A 22,866-nucleotide genomic window follows, 5' to 3' on the forward strand; every position below is an offset into this window, starting at 1 on the left:
CATGCCCTCCCCGGCAGCATGCCCCGCTGCGGCAAACCCGACTTTGCGCTACAAGACCCGACCCGGATCCACGTCGGGTCTTGTCACGCAGAGTCGGGTTTGCGGGGAAAGCGGAACGCGCCCCGTACCAAAGGCACGGGGCGCGTCTCGTTGTTGGCTCAGCGCTGGTAGTCGCCGAAACCGTAGTCGTCGAGCGGAACCGCAGCGCCGGCCGGAGCACCGAAGGTGCCGTCCGGGCTGTAGTAGGTGTCGTCGTAGTTCGGGACCGCGTAGGCGGCAGCCCGAGCCTCTTCGGTCGGCTCCACCTGGATGTTCCGGTAACGGTTGATGCCCGTACCGGCCGGGATGAGCTTACCGATGATGACGTTCTCCTTGAGACCGATGAGCTTGTCGCTGCGGCTGTTGATGGCCGCATCGGTGAGCACTCGGGTGGTCTCCTGGAAGGACGCCGCCGACAGCCACGAATCGGTGGCCAGCGATGCCTTGGTGATACCCATCAGCACCGGGCGACCCGACGCGGGCTCGCCGCCCTCGGCGACGACGCGCTTGTTCTCGGCGATCTGCTCGGAGCGCTCGACCAGCGAACCGGGCAGGAACTCCGTCGCACCCGACTCGATGATCTGCACGCGGCGCAGCATCTGGCGAACGATCGTCTCGATGTGCTTGTCGTGGATCGACACACCCTGGCTCCGGTAGACCTCCTGGACCTCGTTGACGAGGTGGATCTGCACCTCGCGGGGGCCCATCACGCGGAGCACCTCGTGCGGGTCGGCAGCGCCTTCCATGAGCTGCTGGCCGATCTCGACGTGGTCGCCGTCGGCGAGGAGGCGCTCGGTGCCGTCGTCGTGCTTGAACACGCGCAGGCGCTGGCGCTTCGAGATCTTCTCGACCGGGACCTCGTCCGAACCGTCGTCGGGGATGATCGTGATCTTGTAGAACCGATCGTCGTCCTCGAGGCGGATACGGCCGGAGACCTCGGCGATCGGGGCCTTGCCCTTGGGGACGCGGGCCTCGAACAGCTCCTGGACGCGCGGCAGACCACCGGTGATGTCGTCACCGACGCCACCCTGGTGGAAGGTGCGCATGGTCAGCTGCGTGCCGGGCTCACCGATCGACTGTGCCGCGATGATGCCGACGGCCTCGCCGATGTCGACGAGCTTGCCGGTCGCCATCGAACGGCCGTAGCACTGGGCACACACGCCGGTGCCGGTGTCACAGGTCAGGACCGAACGGACCTTGACCTCGGTGATGCCGGCGTCCAGCAGCGCCTCGATGGCCGGGTCGCCCAGGTCGTGGCCGCGCTCGACGATCACGTTGCCCTTGGCGTCGGTCGCATCGGCGGCCAGCGTGCGGGCGTACGCACTCGTCTCGACGTGCGCATCGCGGATGATCGAGCCGTCCGCCTGCTTCTCGCCGAGCGTGACGTTGATGCCGCGGTCGGTGCCACAGTCGGTCTCGCGCACGATGACGTCCTGGCTGACGTCGACCAGACGACGGGTCAGGTAACCCGAGTCGGCCGTGCGCAGCGCGGTGTCGGCCAGACCCTTGCGGGCGCCGTGCGTGTTGATGAAGTACTCGGCGACGGTCAGGCCCTCGCGGAACGAGGACTTGATCGGACGCGGGATGAACTCACCCTTCGGGTTGGTGACCAGACCCTTCATGCCCGACAGGTTGCGGACCTGCGTGAGGTTACCGGTGGCACCCGAGCGCGGGATCATGACGATCGGGTTGTCCTCCGGGTAGTGCGCCTCCATGGCGTCACCGACCTCTTCGGTGGCCTGCTTCCAGATCTCGACCAGCGCGTCGCGCCGCTCGTCCGGGGTCAGGGCGCCGCGCTGGAACTTGCGCTCCAGCTTGTCGGCCCGCTCCTCGTACTTGTCGAGGATCTCCGTCTTGTTCGGCGGCACGAGCACGTCGGACATGGCGACGGTGACGCCCGAACGGGTGGCCCAGTAGAAGCCGACGTCCTTCAGCTTGTCGACGGTCTGCGCGACGACGATCATCGGGTAGCGCTCGGCCAGATCGTTGATGATCACGGCCTGGCGCTTCTTCGGCATCTGCTCGTTGACGAACGGGTACTCGACGGGGAGCAGCTCGTTGAACAGCACGCGACCCAGCGAGGTGACGATCTCCCACGGCTGGCCGTAGGCCCAACCGTCGGGGAACTGCTCGGCCTCGATCTCCGGCGTCGGACGCTGGTCGGTCAGGCGGATCTTGATCTGCGTCTGCACGGTGATCGCACCGCGGTCGACGGCCATGATGGCCTCGGCCGGGCTCGAGTACACACCGCGCTCGACGTCCTTCTTGGTCGCCGGCCGGTACTCGCCGTCCAGACCCTCCTTGATGGTGGTCAGGTAGAACAGGCCGGTCACCATGTCCAGGCGCGGCATCGCCAGCGGGCGACCCGACGCCGGGGACAGGATGTTGTTCGACGACAGCATCAGGATGCGGGCCTCGGCCTGCGCCTCGGCGCTCAGCGGGAGGTGCACGGCCATCTGGTCGCCGTCGAAGTCGGCGTTGAAGGCCTCACACACCAGCGGGTGCAGCTGGATGGCCTTGCCCTCGACGAGCTGCGGCTCGAAGGCCTGGATGCCCAGGCGGTGCAGCGTCGGGGCACGGTTCAGCAGCACCGGGTGCTCGGCGATGACCTCTTCGAGGACGTCCCACACCGCGGGGCGCTGGCGCTCGACCATGCGCTTGGCCGACTTGATGTTCTGCGCCTGGTTCAGGTCGACGAGGCGCTTCATCACGAACGGCTTGAACAGCTCGAGGGCCATCAGCTTCGGCAGACCACACTGGTGCAGCTGCAGCTGCGGGCCGACGACGATGACCGAACGGCCCGAGTAGTCGACGCGCTTGCCGAGCAGGTTCTGACGGAAGCGACCCTGCTTGCCCTTGAGCAGATCGCTCAGCGACTTCAGCGGGCGGTTGCCCGGTCCGGTGACCGGACGGCCGCGACGACCGTTGTCGAACAGGGCGTCGACCGACTCCTGCAGCATCCGCTTCTCGTTGTTGACGATGATCTCGGGGGCACCGAGGTCGATCAGTCGCTTGAGGCGGTTGTTGCGGTTGATGACGCGGCGGTAGAGGTCGTTCAGGTCCGACGTGGCGAAGCGGCCACCGTCGAGCTGGACCATCGGGCGCAGCTCCGGCGGGATCACCGGGACGGCGTCGAGGACCATGCCCAGCGGCGAGTTGCCCGACTGCTGGAACGCCGCGACGACCTTGAGTCGCTTGAGCGCGCGCAGCTTCTTCTGGCCCTTGCCGGTGCGGATGATCTCGCGCAGGTTCTCGGCTTCGGCGTCGATGTCGAAGTCCTCGAGCAGCTTCTTGATCGCCTCGGCGCCCATGGCACCGGTGAAGTACTCGCCGAAGCGGCCCTCGAGCTCGCGGTAGATCTTCTCGTCGACGATCAGCTCGCCCGGCTTCAGCTTGGTGAAGCGGTCCCAGATCTCGTCGAGCTCGTCGAGCTGGCGCCCGGCGGCGTCGCGCATGCGCTTCATCTCGCGCTCGGCGGCGTCCTTGACCTTGCGCTTGGCGTCGGACTTGGCGCCCTCGGCCTCCAGCTCGGCCAGGTCGGCCTCGAGCTTGGCCTGGCGCTCGTTCAACGCGACGTCGCGATCCTCTTCGAGGGTCTTGCGCTCGACGCCCATCTCGGCCTCGAGGGTCGACAGCTCGTTGTGGCGCAGCTCGTCGTCGACGGTGGTGATCACGTAGGCGGCAAAGTAGATGATCTTCTCGAGATCCTTCGGCGCCAGGTCGAGCAGGTAGCCCAAGCGCGACGGGACGCCCTTGAAGTACCAGATGTGCGTGACCGGTGCGGCCAGCTCGATGTGGCCCATCCGCTCGCGACGCACCTTGGCGCGAGTGACCTCGACGCCGCAGCGCTCACAGATGATGCCCTTGAAGCGCACGCGCTTGTACTTGCCGCAGTAGCACTCCCAGTCGCGAGTCGGTCCGAAGATCTTCTCGCAGAACAGGCCGTCCTTCTCGGGCTTGAGCGTGCGGTAGTTGATGGTCTCGGGCTTCTTGACCTCGCCGTACGACCAGTTGTGGATGTCATCGGCCGTTGCCAGGCCGATCTTCAGTTCGTCGAAGTAGTTGACGTCGAGCACTTGTTGCCTCTCAGTGTCTCTTGGTAGTCAGTCTGGTCGTTGTCAGTTGGCGAGATCGTCGATGCTGGCCGACTCGTTGCGGGACAGGTTGATGCCGAGGTTGGCCGCGGCGCGTTCCAGATCCTCGTCGTCGTTGTCCGCCATCGTGATGGCCGCGCCGTCGCTCGAGAGCACCTCGACGTTCAGGCACAGCGACTGCAGTTCCTTCAGCAGCACCTTGAACGACTCGGGGATGCCCGGCTCCGGGATGTTCTCGCCCTTGACGATGGCCTCGTAGACCTTCACGCGGCCGACGACGTCGTCGGACTTGATCGTCAGGAGCTCCTGCAGCGTGTACGCCGCACCGTAGGCCTGCATCGCCCAGCACTCCATCTCACCGAAGCGCTGGCCACCGAATTGGGCCTTACCGCCGAGCGGCTGCTGGGTGATCATCGAGTACGGACCGGTCGAACGCGCGTGGATCTTGTCGTCGACGAGGTGGTGCAGCTTGATGATGTACATGTAGCCGACCGCCACCGGGTACGGGAACGGCTCGCCGGAGCGACCGTCGTACAGGGTGGCCTTGCCGTCGCCGTTGACCATGACGTCGCCGTCGCGGTTGGGCAGCGTGCTGGAGAGCAGTCCGGTGAGCTCCTCCTCCTGCGCACCGTCGAAGACGGGGGTCGCGGTGAGGGTGTCGGGCTCGCCGGCGTACATCTCCTCGGGCAGCTTCTCCGCCCAGTCGGGCACACCCGCGGCGACGTTGATGTTCCAGCCGGCCTTGGCGACCCAACCGAGGTGGGTCTCCAGGATCTGGCCGATGTTCATACGACGCGGAACACCGTGGGTGTTCAGGATGATGTCGACCGGCGTGCCGTCGGGCAGGAACGGCATGTCCTCCTGCGGGAGGATCTTGCCGATGACGCCCTTGTTGCCGTGGCGGCCGGCGAGCTTGTCGCCGTCGGAGATCTTGCGCTTCTGCGCGACGTAGACGCGGACGAGCTCGTTGACGCCCGGGGGCAGATCGTCGTCGTCGTCGCGGCTGAAGACGCGCACGCCGATGACCTTGCCGGTCTCGCCGTGGGGCACCTTCAGCGACGTGTCGCGGACCTCGCGGGCCTTCTCGCCGAAGATGGCGCGCAGCAGGCGCTCCTCCGGGGTCAGCTCGGTCTCACCCTTCGGGGTGACCTTGCCGACGAGGACGTCGCCGTCGCGGACCTCGGCACCGATGCGCACGATGCCGCGCTCGTCGAGGTCGGCAAGGACCTCGTCGGAGACGTTCGGGATGTCCCGGGTGATCTCCTCGGCACCGAGCTTGGTGTCGCGGGCGTCGATCTCGTGCTCCTCGATATGGATCGAGGTGAGGGTGTCCTCCTCGACGAGGCGCTGGCTCAGGATGATCGCGTCCTCGTAGTTGTGACCCTCCCACGGCATGATCGCGACGAGCAGGTTCTTGCCCAGCGCCATCTCGCCGTTGTCGGTGCACGGACCGTCCGCGAGGACCTGGCCCTTCTCGACGCGGTCGCCCTCTTCGACGATCGGGCGCTGGTTGGCGCACGTGCCGTGGTTGGAGCGCTCGAACTTGCGCAGCTGGTAGCTCTCGCGGGTGCCGTCGTCGTCCATGACGGTGATGTAGTCGGCCGAAACCTCTTCCACCACGCCGGTGCGGTCGGACACGACGACGTCGCCGCCGTCGACGGCCGCGCGCAGCTCCATGCCGGTGCCGACCAGCGGCGCCTCGGACTTCACCAGCGGCACCGCCTGGCGCTGCATGTTCGCACCCATCAGGGCGCGGTTGGCGTCGTCGTGCTCGAGGAACGGGATCATCGCGGTCGCGACGGACACCATCTGGCGCGGGCTGACGTCGATGTACTGGACGCGGTCGGCGTCCACGTACTCGACCTCGGCGCCCTTGACGCGGACGAGGACGCGCTCATCGGTGATGCGGCCCTTGTCGTCGTAGTTGGTGTTCGCCTGGCCGATGAGGAAGCGGTCCTCTTCGTCGGCGGTCATGTACTCGATCTCGTCGGTCACGCGACCGTCGACGACCTTGCGGTACGGCGTCTCGATGAAGCCGAACGGGTTGACCCGCGCGAAGACGGCGAGGTTGCCGATCAGGCCGATGTTCGGGCCTTCCGGGGTCTCGATCGGACACATGCGGCCGTAGTGCGACGGGTGGACGTCTCGGACCTCGAGGCCGGCGCGCTCGCGCGACAGACCACCGGGGCCCAGGGCGTTCAGGCGGCGCTTGTGGCCCAGCCCGGCGAGCGGGTTGTTCTGGTCCATGAACTGCGACAGCTGGCTGGTGCCGAAGAACTCCTTGATCGCCGCCACGACGGGACGGATGTTGATCAGGGTCTGCGGGGTGATCGCCTCGACGTCCTGGGTCGTCATGCGCTCGCGCACGACGCGCTCCATGCGGGACAGGCCCACGCGGATCTGGTTCTGGATCAGCTCGCCGACGGTGCGGATGCGACGGTTGCCGAAGTGGTCGATGTCGTCGACCTCGATCGGCACCTCCAGGCCCTTGGGCCCGGCGACCTTCGCCAGCGGGGTGACGTGCGGGTCGGCGTCGTGCAGCCGGACCAGGTACTCGACGATGGCGATGATGTCCTCGTTGGTGAGGGTCGTCGGGCCGTTCATCGGGTTGTCGGTCAGGCCGAGCTTCTTGTTGATCTTGTAGCGGCCGACGCGCGCGAGGTCGTAGCGCTTCTCCTTGAAGAACAGGTTCTCCAGGAGGGCCTCGGCGGACTCCTTGGTCGGCGGCTCGCCCGGGCGCAGCTTGCGGTACACCTCGAGGAGGGCCTCGTCCGAGTTCGACGTCGGGTCCTTCTCCAGGGTCGACATCATGATCTCGGAGAAGCCGAAGCGCTCGCGGATCTCCTCGGCGGTCATGCCGAGGGCCTTGAGCAGCACGGTGACCGGCTGGCGGCGCTTGCGGTCGATGCGGACGCCGACGGTGTCGCGCTTGTCGATGTCGAACTCCAGCCACGCGCCGCGACCCGGGATCACCTTGACGGTGTGCAGGGTCTTCTCGGTGGCCTTGTCGATCGAGGCGTCGTAGTACACGCCGGGGCTGCGGACCAGCTGGCTCACGACGACGCGCTCGGTGCCGTTGATGATGAAGCTGCCCTTGTCGGTCATGATCGGGAAGTCGCCCATGAAGACGGTCTGCGACTTGATCTCACCGGTGTTGTTGTTGATGAACTCCGCGGTGACGAACAACGGCGCCGCGTAGGTCATGTCCTTGTCTTTGCACTCGGCGATGCTCGCCTTGACGTCCTCGAAGTGCGGCTCCGAGAACGACAGCGACATCGAGCCGGAGAAGTCCTCGATGGGGGACAGCTCGGACAGGATGGACTCCAGCCCGCCCTGCGGGTTCTCCTCGCCGCGGGCGATGGCTTCGGCGCGCCACTTGTCGGAGCCGATGAGCCACTGGAACGAGTCCAGCTGGATGTCGAGCAGGCCGGGGACTTCCAGCGGCTCGGAGATTTTGGCGAACGACGCGCGCTTCGGAGCGCCCGGGATCGAAGTGGTTGAGGTGGACTGGCGGGTGGGTGCCAAGATGCGTCCTTCCAACACGAAAGTTGACTAGCTGCTACGAGGTGGGCTTGCGCCGGTGTCGCTGGTCTGACGACCTGAAACGGCGAAACACTCGAATCAGCACAACCGTGTGCAGACGGGCGAATCAAAGAGGACAGGAGGCAGCCAGCGCAACGTCCAACTGTATCAGAAAATAGACGCGCTTTGTCAAGTCGCGTCTGCGAAGGATCCGCGCGCGCTGGCTGGGCATTGCGCGGTCTTGGCCAATAGACTGACCCGCCGGAGCCCGCGCGTCAAGCGTTACGCGCAAATTGGTTGGTGTTTTCCCACGTCAACCGACGAAACGGTCACCGGATCCGGCGTGTCACCACGTGTCAATCTGGCGGATGCGCCAGCGACCGTCCATGCGCTCGACTTCCATCTGCAGCGTGATGATCATGCTGTTGGCGGTCGAACCGGCGGTGCTGGTGGCGAAGTTGACCAGCACGTGGGCGGTGGAACCGTTGCCGCTGCCGGTCAGATCGCGGACGCCGATCGCCCGGACCTTGCAGTCCTGCTTGGCGCCGGCGGTCTGCTCGAAGATCTGCCGGTTGGCCTGTTCGCTCTTGTTCCACTGGTCCAGGGCCTTGCCGGCCAACCAGGACCGGTTGAGCTTCATCCACTGCTCGAAGGTCTCCCCCGGCTTGGGCGACAGGCACGCGGCGGTGTCCATCTGCCCCAGGACCTCGGCGGTCGCCTTGGAGTTGATGAAGCTCTGATCCGACCCGCGACCGACGCCGCCGGGGTGCCAGAAACCGAGCAGGCCGACGATCAGTCCGATCAGGCCGATGAGGCCGAGCAGTTGGGCGCCACGCGGGATCTGGCCGCCGGCTGCGCGCGGCGCGGTCTTCGCGACACCGCCGCCGGCCGACGCCGACGATCCGGCGGCCTTCGCCGTCGACACCGGTGCGGCGAGCTTGCCCTTGCCGACGCGCTTGGCCGACGCGCCCTTGAGCGGGGAGGTCTTGGCGGCCTTGGCGTCGGCGCCGGCGAGGCGCTCGATCGGGGCCCGCTTGGCGCTGCCGGAACCGCGCTTGGCGCCCGCCCCGGCGGGCGGCTGCCCGGCGACGCGGGGGCGCTTCTTCTTGGGGGGCATGCTGTCGGACATCAGTTGCCCCCGTCCTGCTCGTCGGTGGAGCCCGAGCCGCGGCGGGTCGCGCCCGGGCGGGCACCGACCGGGCTGGCGGCCTGCTGCAGTTGGATCCCGGAGAGCGGCTCGAGGAGCTCGGCCTTGTAGCCGTCGGGGGTGTCGACGACGCTCACCAGGAAGACCATCACCTGCGGCACCTCGGGTTGACCGGGGACCTTGGCGACGGTCTGCACGGCGACCAGGGCCTTGCCCTTCTTGCTGCCGGAGTTCAACTCGGTGACCGCGCTGCGCAGCGGCCGGCTCTCGGTGCGTCCGGTCGCCTTGGGGTTGTGCATCAACTGCTGGTAGGCGGCGTTGGTCCGCATTTCCTGCAGGGCCCGCCCGGTGAGCGACGAGTCGATGTTCTTCTTGAACTTCGTCGGGTTCTTCGGATCGAGGGTCGTGACGTTGAGGACCGCGGCCTGGGCGGCCTCGAGGACCGAGTTGCGCGCCTTCTCCACCGGCTTGTCCCGGTAGCCCCGGAAGCCGTTGTACGCGCCGAGGATCCCGACGATCAGGCCGACGGCGGCGATGATGCCCGCCACCGCCCAGATGAGGCGCGTCGCCGAGTCATCGGCGCCCCGCGAGCGGGTTGCAGGCTTGTCTGCCGTGGCCGCCTCGCCGTCATCGCCGGAGGCGTCGTCGTCGGTGGCCTCGTCGACGGCCTCGACGGCGTCGTCGATCGCGTCGTCGACCTTCTTCTCGTCACTCATAACAGCCGTCACTCTATCCGCGCGGGTCGCTGCCGGGCGAATCCGTCGACGCCGGTGCAGCCGCCCGCTAGTACTTGGTCGGGTGGACGCCCATCAGCCAGGCGAGCTGCCAGGCCAGCTGGCTCAGATCCAGCTTGTCGGGGTCCTTCTTGGGCTTGTTGTCCCACGGCTGCGGAATGTTCGGGTTGGCCAGGGTGGCCCGCGCCGCACCGCGCACGCTCGTCGGCGATCCCTGCGGCACCGTGCACCGCGCGTTCAGGTTCAACGGGAAGTCGTCGTAGTTGATGTCGAACGTCGGATTCTTCCGCTTGATCGCATCAATCATCGTCTGCGTCGACTCATAACCCTGCGTACACGCCGCCGGGTTGTTCGTCTCCAACACCACACCGAAGTGGATCTGCCCGTCGCCGGGGGCGGGGCTGTGCGAGCCGGCCGACAGGGCCGAGAGCATCGCGAACAGGGTGTTGGTGGCGAAGCCGGTGGGCTCGATCGCGGTCCGGGTCACCGAGCCGAGGTCCTTGAGCGCCGCGGTGATATCCCCGCCCTGCTTCTGCAGCAACGTCGAAATCGCCGCCGCCGACGTCTGCCCCGTCGTCAACAACCGACGCACATCCGGATCGGCCGACGCCAACGTCGCCGTCACCACCTGCAAATTCTTCGACCACTGCAAAATCGCATCCGACTGCTCCCGCTGCGTCGAAAGCACCTTGCTCGAAGACTGCAGCAACGCAATCGTGTCCCCGATCGAGTCATACCCGGCCTGCGACAGCGTGTTCAACGAATTCACCAGCCGCGTCAGGTTCTCCCCCTGACCGTTGAAGGCCTTGCCCAACTCCTCGACGATCGTGTGCAAATCATCGACCGGCACCGACTCGGCGAAGTCGAGCGCACTGTTCACCACGTCCTCGAGCGGGGGCGGCAGCGTCGTGTTGTCGGACTGGATCACCGAGCCCTTGGCCAGGTAGGGGCCGCCGGCCGACGTGGGCCGCAGGTCCAGGTACTGCTCGCCGATCGCCGAGCGCGACGCGACGGCCACGTTGGCCGACGCGGGGATCTTGGGCGCGTTCTTGTTGATCCGCAGGTTGGCGTCGACGCCGTCCTTGGTCATCGTCAACGACTGCACCCGGCCGACCTTGACGCCCTGGTAGGTGACCTCGGCGTTGGCGAAGATGCCGCCGGAGTCCTTCAGGTGCACCGTCACGGGGTAGTCGGACAGGCCGGCCAGCTGCGGCAGGCGCGCATAGTTGTTGCCCACGACGAGCATCGCGACGATGCCCAGGATCGCGAACGCGATGAGCTGAATCTTGGTGCGGCGCAACATGTCAGCGACCGCCCTTCAGCATCGACACCGGGCCGTCGAGCGGGGACTGCCCCGGCTTCGGCGGGGTCAGCACGATGTACTGCGGCCGGCGCTGCTTCTTCTTCGACGCCGGGTACGGCAGATCGGGCCGGTAGTTGCCGTACGACGGCGGCGTCCACGGGCCGATCCGCGAGTTGGGCGGCGGCGGCAGCAGGCCGACGGTCGGCCAGCCCCAGCGCGGGCCGTTGCCCTTGTAGTACGGGTTGGCCGGGTCGACGGGGATCGCGCGCGCCTTGGGCGGCGAGTAGATCGGTGCGCCCTGCCCGACGCCGAGCGCCTCCAGCTGGTTCTTCAGGCGCAGGTCCAGCGTCATGAACAGGTTGGTCGCGTTGCCCTTCGCGGCCGGCGTCAGCCAGTCGGGGAACGGAACGGTCAGCATCAGCGGGGCGGCGGTGACCAGGTCGGGCATCGACTTGGCCAGCGACGACAGGACCGGGCGCAGCGCCTTCAGGTCCGCGATGATCGCGTTGCGCGACTTGCTGAGCACGTCGGTGCCGACCTCGCCGAGCTTGTCGAGCTTGGTGAGCAGGTCGACGAACTGCGGCCGCTGCTGCTCGAGGACCTGCACGCCGGCGGGCAGCTGCTCGAGGATCTGCTCGATCTTCTCGCTCTGCGCGGAGGCGCGGGTGGACAGCTTGGCCAGCCCGTCGATCGCGGTGACGATGTCGTCGCGCTGCTTGTTGAGGTTGCCGATCAGCTTGTCGGACTGCACCAGCAGGCTGCGCACCTTGTTGTCGACCAACGACTTCCCGTTGGCGCCGGCGACGTCGAGCGCCTTGCTCAGCTCGGAGACGATCGGCTGCAGCTGGTTGAGACCGCCGTTGTTGAGCAGCAGCGACAGGGCGCCGAGCACCTGCTCGATGTCGGTGGCGGTGCGCGTGCGCGGCTGGCCGTCGGAGTCCGTGCCGGCGATCGGCGTCGAGGTGCTCTGCGGCGGCGCGCTGTCGCCGCCCTCCGGCTCGGTCAGCCCGACGAACTTCTCGCCGAGCAGCGCCGTCTGCTGGATCGCGGCGTGCACCTGGTTGGAGACCTTGACGTTGTTGCGGACCGCGATCTTGACCGACGCCTGCCACTCGTCGGGGGCGATCGAGATGTCGGTGACGCGGCCCACGACGATGCCGTCCTTCTTCACCAGTGTCTGCGGCACGAGGTCGAGGATGTCGTCGAACTTCACCACGTAGTGGTTCGGGTTGTCGCCGACGGACGCGCCGCCGGGCAGCGGCACCGACTGCAGGCCGCTGCACGAGGACAGCAGGCCGATGCCCGTCACGGCGATGGTCGTGGCCGTCGCGGCCTTCACCCAGCGCATCAGCGGCCACCTCCCCACGGCGTCTGCGGCGCGCGCGCGGGATGCGTGCGCGGCGGCGTCGACGGCACGGTGGCCGACGGGTTCGCCGGGCGGGTCGCCGACGGCTTCGGGGTGCGCTTGCGCGGCGGCAGCGGCGCCGGCGTCGTCTGCTGCGGCAGCATCAGACCTGGGTCCTGGCGGCCGCGGCGGGTGCCGGGCACCGAGTACTTCTGCGTCTTGTCGTTGCTCATGATGCCGAAGGGCAGCACCGGCAGGTGCGGCGAGATGCCCTTCTCCACCTGGCGGGCCAGGTCGGAGCAGTGGCTGATGATCGGGGCGACCTTGCGCTGCCACTCCAGGAACGGCTGGGTGCCCGGCATGATGCTGCCCGGGTTCAGCAGGTTGCACTGCATGGACAGCAGCGCCTGCAGGTCCTGGACCGTCAGGCGCATCGCCAGGGTGCCCGACTCGGCGTCGTAGGCGTTGATCAGGTTGGAGACGGTGACCGGCAGGACCGAGAAGATCTCCTTGATGGAGTCCTGGCGCTGCTTGAGCACCTCGGTGGTCGGCTTCAGGGACCGGACGGTGTCGCCGATCGCCTGTTGGTTGGCGCCGACGAACCGGCTCACGTCGCCCAGCGCCACCGACAGCGTCGCCAGCGCCTGGCCGAGCTGATCGCTCTCCCCCGCCAGGAAGGTGTTGAACGAGGCCATCTGGGTGTTGAACTGGCGGACCTGGGTGTCGTTCTGCTCGAGCGCCGACACGAAGGTGTTCAGCTGCTTGATCGTGTCGACGAGGTTGCCGCTGGAGTCCGACAGCGTCGTCGCCGCCTTCGACAGGTTCTCGAAAGTCGCGCCCAGCTTCTCGCCGTTGCCGCGCAGGTTGTCGGCGCCGACGCGGACGGCGCGGGTCACCGCGCCCTCCTTGTCGCCCTTCTTGGCGTTGACCCCGTCCGGGCCGAGCGACTTCGACAGCTTCTGCAAGTTGCCGTACAGCTCGTCGACCTCGACGGGCACCATCGTCTGGTCCTCGCCCAGCACGATGTGGCTGCCGGCGCGGTCGCCGCCGGTGTAGGCGGGGGTGAGCTGGACGTAGCGGTCGGAGATGATCGACGGCGCGACCTGGACGGCGCGCACATCCTTGGGCAGCTTCAGACCGCGCTTGACGCGCATGTCGACGTGGACCTTGTCCCCGTCGGGCACCACCTTGGTCACCTTGCCGACCTTCACGCCGAGCAGGCGGACGTCCGAGCCCTTGTAGATGCCGACGCCGCGCTTGAAGGTGGCGTCGATGGTGGTCTGCCCGATGCCGGACAGGACCCACCACAGCACGCCGCCGAGGACCAGCGCCAGCACCGTGCCCAGCACGATGCCCACGATGTGGCGGGGGGTGAACCAGCGGCCCGGGCCGGAGGTCGTCGTCAGATCCGGAGCGGTCATCGGCCGGCCTCCGTTCCACCGTTGTTGAACTGCTTGACCATGTTGGGCGGCCGCGTCGTGTTCTGCTGCGGCAGCGCCGGCGGGATCAGGTTCGTCACCATCGACTCGAACCAGCGACCGTTGCCCAGCACGTTGCCGTACAGGCGGTAGAACGGCGCGAGGCTCTCGATCGAGCGGTTCAGGTTGGTCTTCTGCTTAGCGAGCAGGCCCGCGACCTGCTGCAGCGACTTGAGCGCCGGACCGACCTGCGCCTGGTTGTCCTTCACGATGCCCGAGAGCGACTTGCTCAGCTGCGTCGTGGACTCCAGCAGCGTGCTGATCGACTGCTGCCGCTTGTTCAGCTCGTCGAGCAGCTGGCCGGTGCCGGCGATGAGCGAGACGAACTCCTCGTTGCGGTCGGCCAGGATCTTCGACGTCGTCTTGGTGGCGGACAGCAGCTTCTGGATGTCCTGGTCGCGCTTGGCGATCGTCTGCGACAGTCGGCTCAGGCCGGTCAGCGCCGGACCGAAGTCGCCAGCCGTACCGGAGAAGGCGGTCGACAGCGCGTCGAGGGACTCGGAGACCTTGTCGGTGTCGAGCTCGGTCAGCTGGTTGCTGGCGTCGCTGAACGCGGCGATGACGTCGTAGGGCTCGATGGTGTCCTTGAGCGGCACCGACGGGTCGGCGGCCTTCGAACCGCGCGGCGTCAGGCCGAGGAACTTCTGGCCGAGGAGCGTCTTGATCTGGATGGACGCCTGCGTCTGGTCGCCGATCCAGGTGTCGTTGGCGTTGAACCGCACCAGGACCTTGTTGCCGTCCTTATTCAGGTCGACGCTGTCGACGGTGCCGACCTTGATGCCGGCGACGCGGACCTCGTTGCCCTTCTGCAGACCGGCGGCCTCGTTGAACTCGGCGGTGTACCGCGGACCGGCGCCGAGGATCGGCAGATCGGTGAGGTAGAACGACGAAATCGACACCATCAGCAGCATCAGGACGCCCAGCGCGCCGACCGTGATCGGTGAGCGCCGGCCGGCGAAGCGGCGCGACGGGTGCAGCGCCTGCGGCTCGAGCGCGGCGGCCGCGGCGTCGGCGGCGGCCTTGTCGTTGTCGTCGGGCATTGCTGCCTGATCCTTCTCGTCAGCCATGTCCACCCCTAGAACGACGGCCGGCGGTTATCCCGCCAGCACCTGGTCGCCGCGCTGGTGTAGAGCACGTGGTTGATATCGGGCATCGGGATCAACGGGTCGGTCAGCAGGACCGACTTTCCGTTGCCCATCACCAAGTCGACGCCGCACAGGTAGAACTGGAACCAGGAGCCGAAGGTCGCGGCGCGACCGATCTTCTCCAGCTTCGGCGGCAGGTTGGTCAGGATCGCCTGGACGTCCTTGTCGCGGCGCATGATCTCGTCGGACACCGACCGCAGGCCCGCGATGTCGCCGGCGATCGCCGGGCGCGTCTGCGAGAGGATGCCGCCGAGCACCGTCGTCAGGCCGGACACCGACGTGATCGCCGAGCCGACCGACTCCTTCTGCCCGGCCAGGCCGGTGACCAGCTGGGAGGTGTTCACCAGCAACGACTCGAACTGCGTGTCGTGGGTGTTGACGGTGTCGAGCACCTTGTTGAGGTTCGTGATCAGCTCGCCGATCACCTCGTCGCGGTTGGCCAGCGTGTTGGTGAGCTCGGCGGTCTGCGAGATCAGCGACGACATCGTGCCGCCCATGTTCTGACCCGGGGTGTTCTGGAAGACGTTGATGATCTGGTCGGCCAGCTTGTTGACGTCCTCCGGCTTGAGCTGGATGAACACCGGCTTGAAGCCGTTGAACAGCTCGGTCAGGTTCACCGCCGACGTCGTCTCGGTCTTGTCCCGGTTCTCGCCGAAGACATAGCCCGGGCGCAGCTCCTTGCCGGCCTCGCCCGCCCCGCGCTCGAGGGCGAGGTAGCGCAACCCGGTCAGGTTGCGGTAGCGGATGGCGACCTGCGTGCCGTCGGGCAGCGAGTCGCGGTCCACGGCGAAGCTCACCTTGGCCCGGTTCTTGTCGTAGACCTCGACCTTGCTGACCGCGCCGACGCGCACGCCCGCGATCCGGACGTCGTCGCCCGGGTTGAGCATGGCGGCGTCGTCGAAGATCGCGGCGAAGTCGTGCTTGCCCGACGAGCCGGCGTTGGCGATGGTCAGCGCCAACATCGTCGTCGCGACGACGGTGACCACCGCGAAGGTGATCAGCTTGACCAGTGCGGGGACGATGGACCTCATCGGATGTTCACCTGCGCTCCCGGGAGTCGGGCCGCGCCGAGCATCGTCACCCAGCTGGGGACCTGCTCGGGCGAGACGCCCGACGCCGCGCCGTAGATCATTTGCAGTTGTGCGCGGAACACCGGATCCGACCAGGGGCTGGTCGGCGCGGCGGCGACGCCGGACGGCAGCACCGAGTACTGCGCGGCGGGCATCTCCGGCACGTTGCGCGGACCAGGGTTGCGCGAGGGCACCTGGTAGGAGCCGTCGGCGAGGCCGCCGCCCGGGTACTGCGGGAACGGGCGGCCGTTCTTGGCCGGGGTGTAGCAGACCGGGTTGCGGTCGTAGTCGAACAGGCGCGGCTCGTCCTGGTTGGGCAGGTAGCGCCCGCGCGGGTTGACGAACTGCAGGTTCACGCGGACGCCGGGGTTCTGCGTGCCCTCACCGACGATGCGGCGCGACTCGGGGATCAGCGCGGCGAAGTTCTTGAACGTGCAGCCGAAGGTCGGCGACTGGCGCGCCAGGCCCTGCAGCATGTCCTGCGTGCCGGTGAAGATGCTGATCAGATCCTTGCGGTTCGTGTTCAGGAAGGACGTGGTGTCGGTCGCCGCGACGCCCAGCGACGCGATCAGACCGGCCAGGTCGCCCTGGCGCTCGACGATCGTGTTGCCGGTGATGCGCAGGTTGTCCAGGCCGTCGATGATCGACGGCAGCGCCTCGGAGTAGGTCTGCGAGAACGACGCGAGCCCGCGCAGCGTCTTCTGCAGGTCCGTCGTGTGGTCGTTGATCTCGGCGAAGATCGCGTCGAGGCGCTTGACGGTCTCGCCCAGCTCCTGCCCGCGGCCGCTCAACGCCTGCGACAGCGCGGTCAGCGTCACGTTGAGGTCCTGCGGCGGCACCGCCTTGAGCAGCGGCAGCAGGCGGTCGAAGAAGTCCTGGACTTCCTTGGCGTTGCCCTGCTCGGCGGTCTCGATGGTGGCCCCGCCGGCCAGCGTGGCCGTCGTCGACGAGTCGCGCGGCACCTCGAGGGCGACGTAGCGCTCGCCGAACAGCGTCTTGGGCAGGATCCGCGCGGTGGTGTCGGTGGGCAGCAGCGACAGCTTGTCCGGCTGCAGGGCGAGGACGACGTCGACCTTGCCGTCCGGCGACGGGGTGACCGCCTTGACGGTGCCGACGATCATGCCGCGCGCCTTGACGTCGGCGTGCTCGGACAGCGAGTTGCCCGCCGAGTCGGTGTGCAGCACCACGTCCTTCGTCGGGCTGAACTTGCCCTGGAACTTCAGGATCGATCCGCCGATGAACAGCGCGATCACCGCGAAGAAGGCCAGTCCGGCCGCTCGGAGTCGAAGTTTTCGCATGCGTCAGCCCGCCACTCGAACCGTCGTGGTGGTGCCCCAGATCGCCAGGCCCAGGAAGAAGTCCAGCAGGGCGATCAGCACCAGGGCCGCGCGCACCGCGTGTCCCACCGCCACGCCGACGCCGGCCGGGCCGCCGCTGGCGTAGTAGCCGTAGTAGCAGTGCACCAGGATGATGACGAACGCGAAGACCAAGACCTTGCCGAACGACCATAGGACGTCGGCCGGTGGCAGGAATTGGTTGAAGTAATGGTCGTACGACCCGCCCGATTGCCCGTTGAACACGGTGTTGATCGTTCTGGACGCCGTATAGGCGGCGAGTAGGCCGAGCACGTACAGCGGGATGACCGCGACGAAACCGGCGATCACGCGGGTGGTGACCAGGAACGGGATCGACGGAACCGCCATGACCTCGAGGGCGTCGATCTCCTCGGAGATGCGCATGGCGCCGAGCTGGGCGGTGAAGCCGCAGCCGACCGTCGCCGACAGGGCGAGGCCGGCGACCAGCGGCGCGACCTCGCGGGTGTTGACGTAGGCCGACAGGAAGCCGGTCAGGGCCTGCGCGCCCAGGTTCTGCAGCGCCGCATAGCCCTGCATGCCGACAACGACGCCGGTGAAGCCGGACATCAGCACCATCACGCCGACGGTACCGAGGATGACGGCGAGGCCGCCCGAGCCGAAGGCCACCTCGGCCAGCAGGCGCAGGACCTCGCGGTAGTAGTGCACCAGGGTGCGCGGGATCCAGCCGATGGCCCGCGCGTAGAACGACATCTGCTCACCGGCGCCGTCGAGCACCCGGAGCGGTTTGTCGGCCTGCTTGCGGAGCTCGTAGCCGACGTATTCGGCCCGGCTCTTGGCAATGGTGACGCCGCCGCCTTCGCTCATGGTCACGCCCCCTTCGGCGGAACGACCTGCAGGTACACCGCGGTCAGGATCAGGTTGGCGAAGAACAGCAGCAGGAAGGTGATGACGACGGACTGGTTGACCGCGTCACCGACGCCCTTGGGGCCGCCCTTGGGGTTGAGGCCCTTGTAGGCGGCGATGACGCCGGCGATCAAACCGAAGATGGCCGCCTTGAGCGTCGAGATGTAGAGGTCGGGCAGCTGTGCGAGCGAGCCGAACGACGAGAGGTACGCGCCCGGCGTACCGCCCTGCACGACCACGTTGAAGAAGTAACCGCCGGCGATGCCGATGACGGCGACGAGTCCGTTGAGCAGGATCGCGACCAGCACCATGGCGAGCACGCGGGGGACGACGAGGCGCTGCACGGGGTTGATGCCCAGCACCTCCATCGCGTCGATCTCTTCGCGGATGGTGCGCGCACCGAGGTCGGCGGCGACGGCCGAACCGGCCGCGCCCGCCACGAGTAGCGAGGTCACCAGGGGTGAGCCCTGTTGGATGACGACCAGGACGCTGGCGGCGCCGGTGTACGACTCCGCACCGATCTGCTTGATCAGCGAGCCGGTCTGCAGCGAGACGATGGCGCCGAACGGGATCGCGATGAGCGCGGTCGGCAGGATCGTGACGCTGGCGATGAACCAGGCCTGCTGGATGAACTCCCGCCACTGAAACGGGCGCACGACGGATTGGCGCGCAACGTCGATGAATAGCTGTACGATCCGGCCCGTTTGCTCAAAAGCTCCGGCCCCGGCCGCCGCAATTCGATCGACGCCACGCTCAGTGGCGGTCGTCATCGCTGGTTTAGCTCCCGCTAGTCCTTGGTCTTCTTCTTGGCGGATTTCTTCACGCTCGGCGTCACCATCGGCTCTGCCTCAGCCTGAGCCGCGTTCGCAGTCACCCCGGCAGCGGCGCTGCCCGCGGCCGTCGCCATGGCGGCGGACTCGGCAGCAGCAGCCTGGGTGGCGGCCTGAGCGCGGTTTTCCGCGAGAAGCTTATCCTCTTCCTCCATGCTCCGGCGAATCGCCTCCTGGGCGTTCGGCGGGAGGGTGTGGATGATCTCCTCGACGTTCTGGCGGTGACGCGCGGCGGCCTTGCGCTCGGGCATGCCCGGGTTCGGCTGGACCTGCGCGATGATCTCGCTGAAGTCGTCCTTGGTGCCACCACCGGAGATGCCGGCGGCCTGCATCGCGGCCTCGGCCGCGGCGACGGCCTCGTCCTTCTCCTCGGACATGCCGATCGGGCCGAAGCGGTCACCGGAGAGGAACTGCTTGACGACCGGCTGTTCGCTGGTGAGCAGGACCTCGCGCGGGCCGAACATGACGAGTTCCTTGCGGAAGAGCATGCCGATGTTGTCCGGGATGGTGCGGGCGATGTTGATGTTGTGCGTGACGATCAGGATCGTCGCGTCGATCTGCGCGTTGATGTCGATCAGCAGCTGGCTGATGTACGCGGTGCGGACGGGGTCCAGGCCCGAGTCCGGCTCGTCACAGAGGATGATCTGCGGGTCCAGCACCAGGGCGCGGGCCAGACCGGCGCGCTTGCGCATACCACCGGAGATCTCACCGGGGAGCTTGTCCTCGGCGCCGGCCAGACCGACGAGGTCGATCTTCTCCATCACGATGCGACGGATCTCCGATTCGCTCTTCTTGGTGTGCTCGCGCAGCGGGAAGGCGATGTTGTCGAAGAGGCTCATCGAACCGAACAGTGCGCCGTCCTGGAAGAGGACGCCGAACAGCTTGCGGATCTCGTAGAGCTCGCGCGCCGAGCACTTGGTGATGTCGGTGCCGTCGATGATGACCGAGCCCTGCTCCGGGTGGAGCAGACCGATCAGCGTCTTCAGGAAGACGGACTTACCGGTACCGGACGGGCCGAGCAGTGCACTGACCTCGCCCTCGGGCAAGGTCAAGGTGACGTCGCGCCAAATGTTCTGCGAGCCGAAGGACTTAGTCAGTCCCTCCACGCTTACTTCAACACCCACTGCGGTTCCCTCCATCGATCGTCCCGCTGACGGCAGTCCGAGTGACTCCCGCAATCCCCATGGACATATGTGGTCGCAGTCACTCTAACGCACCGCGGGCCCGGTTCCGGAAGGAACTCCGGTCTCGTCGACTTGGACAGTTGTCCCTACCGGCGAGTAGGACCCTTAACGAAGGCTAAGAGTAACCCATGCCACACCGGTCTCCAACCCCGCCCCCAGATGCGCAAACACCCCGCGAGACCGTGATCTCGCGGGGTGTTTGGCGGTGAATCGCGACCGGGCGGCGGGCCCGGTCAACGGGTCACTTGAGGGAGACGGAGGCGCCGGCCTCTTCCAGCTTGGCCTTGGCGGCCTCGGCGTCTTCCTTCGAAACCTTCTCGAGGAGCGGCTTCGGCGCACCCTCGACGAGGTCCTTGGCCTCCTTCAGGCCGAGACCCGCGACAACCTCGCGGACGACCTTGATGACCTGGATCTTCTTGTCGCCGGCACCCTCGAGGATGACGTCGAACTCGTCCTGGTCGGCGGCGGCACCGGCGTCGCCGCCGGCAGCCGGGGCACCGCCGGCAGCAGCCACGGCGACCGGGGCGGCCGCGGTGACCTCGAAGACCTCTTCGAACTTCTTCACGAAATCGCTGAGCTCCAGCAGAGTCAGTTCCTTGAACTGATCGATGAGCTCGTCAGCGCTGAGCTTCGCCATGATGGCGTCCTTCCTTTAGGTGGTCGACGGCTGCGGTGCAGCGCCGACCGGGTTTTGCTGTGACCGGGTGGTCTCAGGTGGCGGCGGGGATTACTCCTCGCCCGCAGCTTCCTTCTGCTGCTGCAGGGCCGCGGCGAGGCGCGCCACCTGCGATGCGGGCTGGTTGAACAGCCCGGCGGCCTTAGCCAAGTTGCCCTTCATGGCACCGGCGAGCTTGGCCAGGAGGACCTCACGGGTCTCCAGGTCGGCGATCTTCTCGATCTCGGCGACGGACAGCACGCGGCCGTCCATGTAGCCGCCCTTGACGACAAGAGCCTTGTTGTCCTTGGCGAACTTCTTGATCGCCTTGGCCGCGACGACGGGCTCACCCTCGATGAAGGCGATGGCCGTCGGGCCGTTGAACAGCTCGTCGAGCCCTTCCACGCCCGCCTCTTTCGCGGCGAGCTTGGTCAGGGTGTTCTTGGCGACGGAGTATGTGGTGCCCTCGCCGAGGGACCGGCGCAGCTCGGAGATCTCCGGGACGGACAGGCCACGGTATTCCGTGACGACCGTTGCCGTCGACTCCTTGAAACGCTCGGTGATCTCCGCGACTGCGGCGACCTTGTCGGGGTTGGCCATACTTCGCCTCCTCTCATTCGTAGTGCGCAGAGGCGTTGACGGCCGGGGCCGAGTCAACAAAAAACGCCCCGCGCAGGAAGCACACGGGGCGTACGGACGACGGCATGCGTCGCGGTATTCCTCGGGTCATCCTGCGTGGGCCGCCGACGTGTTGACGTCGGGCCTTCGATGGGATGTCCGGGGACTTCCCACGACCAACGGTCTCTGGCTGAACCTGTCGCGGGCACATGCCCACAACAAGCGAATAGGCTACCGGGTATGGCGCAGCGATCCAAATCCGATTCCCCGCATCCCGAGTGGTCAGCGTCGCAATCGGCCGCCACCGATGCGTCGGCGCGCGCGGCGGCCGCCGCCGACGCCGTCATCGACCGCCACCTGCGACGGTTCGCCGGCCTGCCCGGCACCCTCATCGGGACGGTCGCCTGGCCGGCGTCGTCGACGACGCACTGGCATTACTGGTGGCAGGCCCACTTCGTCGACCTGCTCGTCGACGCCGAGGTGGCCCGCCCGGGATCGGTGGGGACCGCGCGCGTCGGGCAGCTGCTGCGCGGCATCCACCTGCACAACCTGGCGCGGTGGACCAACGACTACTACGACGACATGGCCTGGCTGGGGCTCGCCATCGAGCGGGCCCGGCGCCACCTCGGCGTCGGCAGCGCCCGCGGGCTGCGCGTGCTGGCCGGCCGCATCCACGGGTCGTGGGCGCCGGCCAAGGGCGGCGGCATCCCGTGGCGCACGATGGACTACTTCTTCAACGCGCCGTCGAACGGGCCCGGGGCGATCCTGATGGCGCGCACCGGCGAGACCGAGCGGGCCGCAGCCATGTGCGACTGGGTCCACAAGACGCTCGTCGGCGACAACGGACTGATCCTCGACGGGATCAAGCCGCCGCCGCTGGACGATCCGAAGGGCGACTGGCAGCTGGTCCGCGACATCTACACGTACTGCCAGGGCGTCGTGCTGGGCGCCGAGCTCGAGGTGCTGCGCGCGGGCGGCGGCGACCGGCACCGCGAGCGGATCGGCGCGCTGCTGACGGCCGTCGAGAAGCACCTGCTGGTCGATGCGACCGTCACCGTCGACGACGAAGAGCGCGCCGTGCGGATCATCCCCGGCGCGGGCGGCGGCGACGGCGGGCTGTTCGCCGGGATCCTGGCCCGGTACCTGGCCCTGGTCGCCACCGACCTGCCCGACGGCGCCGGTGCCGCCGACGTGCGGGCGCGCGCGGCGCGAATCGTCCTCGACTCCGCCGAAGCCGTCTGGGAGACGCGGGCGGTCGTCGACGAGCGGCCCGTGTTCAGCGCCGATCCGCGACGGCCGGCGGTGATCCCCACCGCCGACGGCGCGGAGTCGCAGTTCATCGAGGGCGCGGTGCGGTCCTCGGAGACGCCCGAGCGCGACTTGTCGGTGCAGCTGTCGGCGTGGAAGACGCTGGAGGCCGCGGCGCGCGTGGCCGGGGGCATCGCCGAGCACTGACCCGCCGGCCGCACAGTGGGACAACCGA

Annotated in this window: 16 protein-coding genes; 1 reads left to right on the forward strand and 15 read right to left on the reverse strand. The window is 67.6% G+C overall.

All coding sequences use genetic code 11. The annotated features are described in order from the left end of the window. Positions 1-158: 158 nt before the first annotated feature. From QM728_RS12080 to rplJ, 15 genes are all read right to left on the reverse strand, one after another. Positions 159-4,115 carry a DNA-directed RNA polymerase subunit beta' gene (locus QM728_RS12080; protein WP_415032251.1) on the reverse strand — a complete coding sequence of 1,319 codons (3,957 nt, stop codon included), beginning with the start codon at positions 4,113-4,115 and terminating at the stop codon, positions 159-161. A 42-nt stretch (positions 4,116-4,157) separates the two neighbouring features. Further along, positions 4,158-7,658 (reverse strand): DNA-directed RNA polymerase subunit beta, encoded by a 3,501-nt coding sequence (locus QM728_RS12085; RefSeq protein ID WP_415032252.1) that lies wholly within the window; start codon positions 7,656-7,658, stop codon positions 4,158-4,160. A gap of 343 nt (positions 7,659-8,001) precedes the next feature. Next, the gene (locus tag QM728_RS12090) at positions 8,002-8,784 is read right to left on the reverse strand and encodes a hypothetical protein (RefSeq protein WP_415032253.1); all 783 of its coding nucleotides are present in this window, start codon (positions 8,782-8,784) and stop codon (positions 8,002-8,004) included. Continuing rightward, positions 8,784-9,518: a hypothetical protein gene (locus tag QM728_RS12095; protein WP_415032254.1), complete on the reverse strand. Its 735-nt coding sequence runs from the start codon at positions 9,516-9,518 to the stop codon at positions 8,784-8,786. The genes QM728_RS12090 and QM728_RS12095 overlap by 1 nt, the downstream gene beginning before the upstream one ends. A 67-nt stretch (positions 9,519-9,585) precedes the next feature. Beyond that, the gene (locus QM728_RS12100) at positions 9,586-10,839 is read right to left on the reverse strand and encodes an MCE family protein (protein ID WP_415032255.1); all 1,254 of its coding nucleotides are present in this window, start codon (positions 10,837-10,839) and stop codon (positions 9,586-9,588) included. A 1-nt stretch (position 10,840) separates the two neighbouring features. Next, positions 10,841-12,187, reverse strand: a complete 1,347-nt coding sequence (locus tag QM728_RS12105) for an MCE family protein (protein WP_415032256.1) — start codon at positions 12,185-12,187, stop codon at positions 10,841-10,843. Further along, a complete protein-coding gene (locus QM728_RS12110; RefSeq protein WP_415032257.1) occupies positions 12,187-13,605 on the reverse strand; it encodes an MCE family protein in 1,419 nt (472 codons plus the stop codon). Before QM728_RS12110 ends, QM728_RS12105 begins: the two co-directional genes overlap by 1 nt. Next, positions 13,602-14,729 carry an MCE family protein gene (locus QM728_RS12115; RefSeq protein WP_415032258.1) on the reverse strand — a complete coding sequence of 376 codons (1,128 nt, stop codon included), beginning with the start codon at positions 14,727-14,729 and terminating at the stop codon, positions 13,602-13,604. The genes QM728_RS12110 and QM728_RS12115 overlap by 4 nt, the downstream gene beginning before the upstream one ends. Positions 14,730-14,737: 8 nt before the next feature. Continuing rightward, positions 14,738-15,838, reverse strand: a complete 1,101-nt coding sequence (locus QM728_RS12120; protein WP_415032259.1) for an MCE family protein — start codon at positions 15,836-15,838, stop codon at positions 14,738-14,740. Next, positions 15,835-17,175, reverse strand: coding sequence for an MCE family protein (locus tag QM728_RS12125; protein WP_415032260.1), 1,341 nt, complete (start codon positions 17,173-17,175; stop codon positions 15,835-15,837). Before QM728_RS12125 ends, QM728_RS12120 begins: the two co-directional genes overlap by 4 nt. 3 nt (positions 17,176-17,178) lie before the next feature. Further along, positions 17,179-18,057: an MlaE family ABC transporter permease gene (locus tag QM728_RS12130; RefSeq protein ID WP_415032261.1), complete on the reverse strand. Its 879-nt coding sequence runs from the start codon at positions 18,055-18,057 to the stop codon at positions 17,179-17,181. Positions 18,058-18,059: 2 nt separating this feature from the next. Beyond that, positions 18,060-18,866, reverse strand: coding sequence for an MlaE family ABC transporter permease (locus tag QM728_RS12135; RefSeq protein WP_415032262.1), 807 nt, complete (start codon positions 18,864-18,866; stop codon positions 18,060-18,062). Positions 18,867-18,883: 17 nt separating this feature from the next. After that, positions 18,884-20,050: an ABC transporter ATP-binding protein gene (locus QM728_RS12140; RefSeq protein WP_415032263.1), complete on the reverse strand. Its 1,167-nt coding sequence runs from the start codon at positions 20,048-20,050 to the stop codon at positions 18,884-18,886. A gap of 301 nt (positions 20,051-20,351) precedes the next feature. Further along, complete coding sequence (gene rplL / locus QM728_RS12145) at positions 20,352-20,747, reverse strand: 50S ribosomal protein L7/L12 (RefSeq protein WP_415032264.1); 396 nt, start codon at positions 20,745-20,747, stop codon at positions 20,352-20,354. Positions 20,748-20,837: 90 nt separating this feature from the next. Continuing rightward, complete coding sequence (gene rplJ, locus QM728_RS12150; protein WP_415032265.1) at positions 20,838-21,365, reverse strand: 50S ribosomal protein L10; 528 nt, start codon at positions 21,363-21,365, stop codon at positions 20,838-20,840. A 258-nt stretch (positions 21,366-21,623) separates the two neighbouring features. Here rplJ and QM728_RS12155 point away from each other — a divergent pair, with 258 nt between their 5' ends. Then, on the forward strand, positions 21,624-22,838 hold the full coding sequence (locus QM728_RS12155; RefSeq protein ID WP_415032266.1) for a glycoside hydrolase family 76 protein: 1,215 nt from the start codon (positions 21,624-21,626) through the stop codon (positions 22,836-22,838). The last annotated feature ends 28 nt before the right edge of the window (positions 22,839-22,866 follow it).

This window comes from Gordonia sp. (in: high G+C Gram-positive bacteria), assembly GCF_047602025.1.
In the GTDB taxonomy this organism is placed as follows: domain Bacteria; phylum Actinomycetota; class Actinomycetes; order Mycobacteriales; family Mycobacteriaceae; genus Gordonia.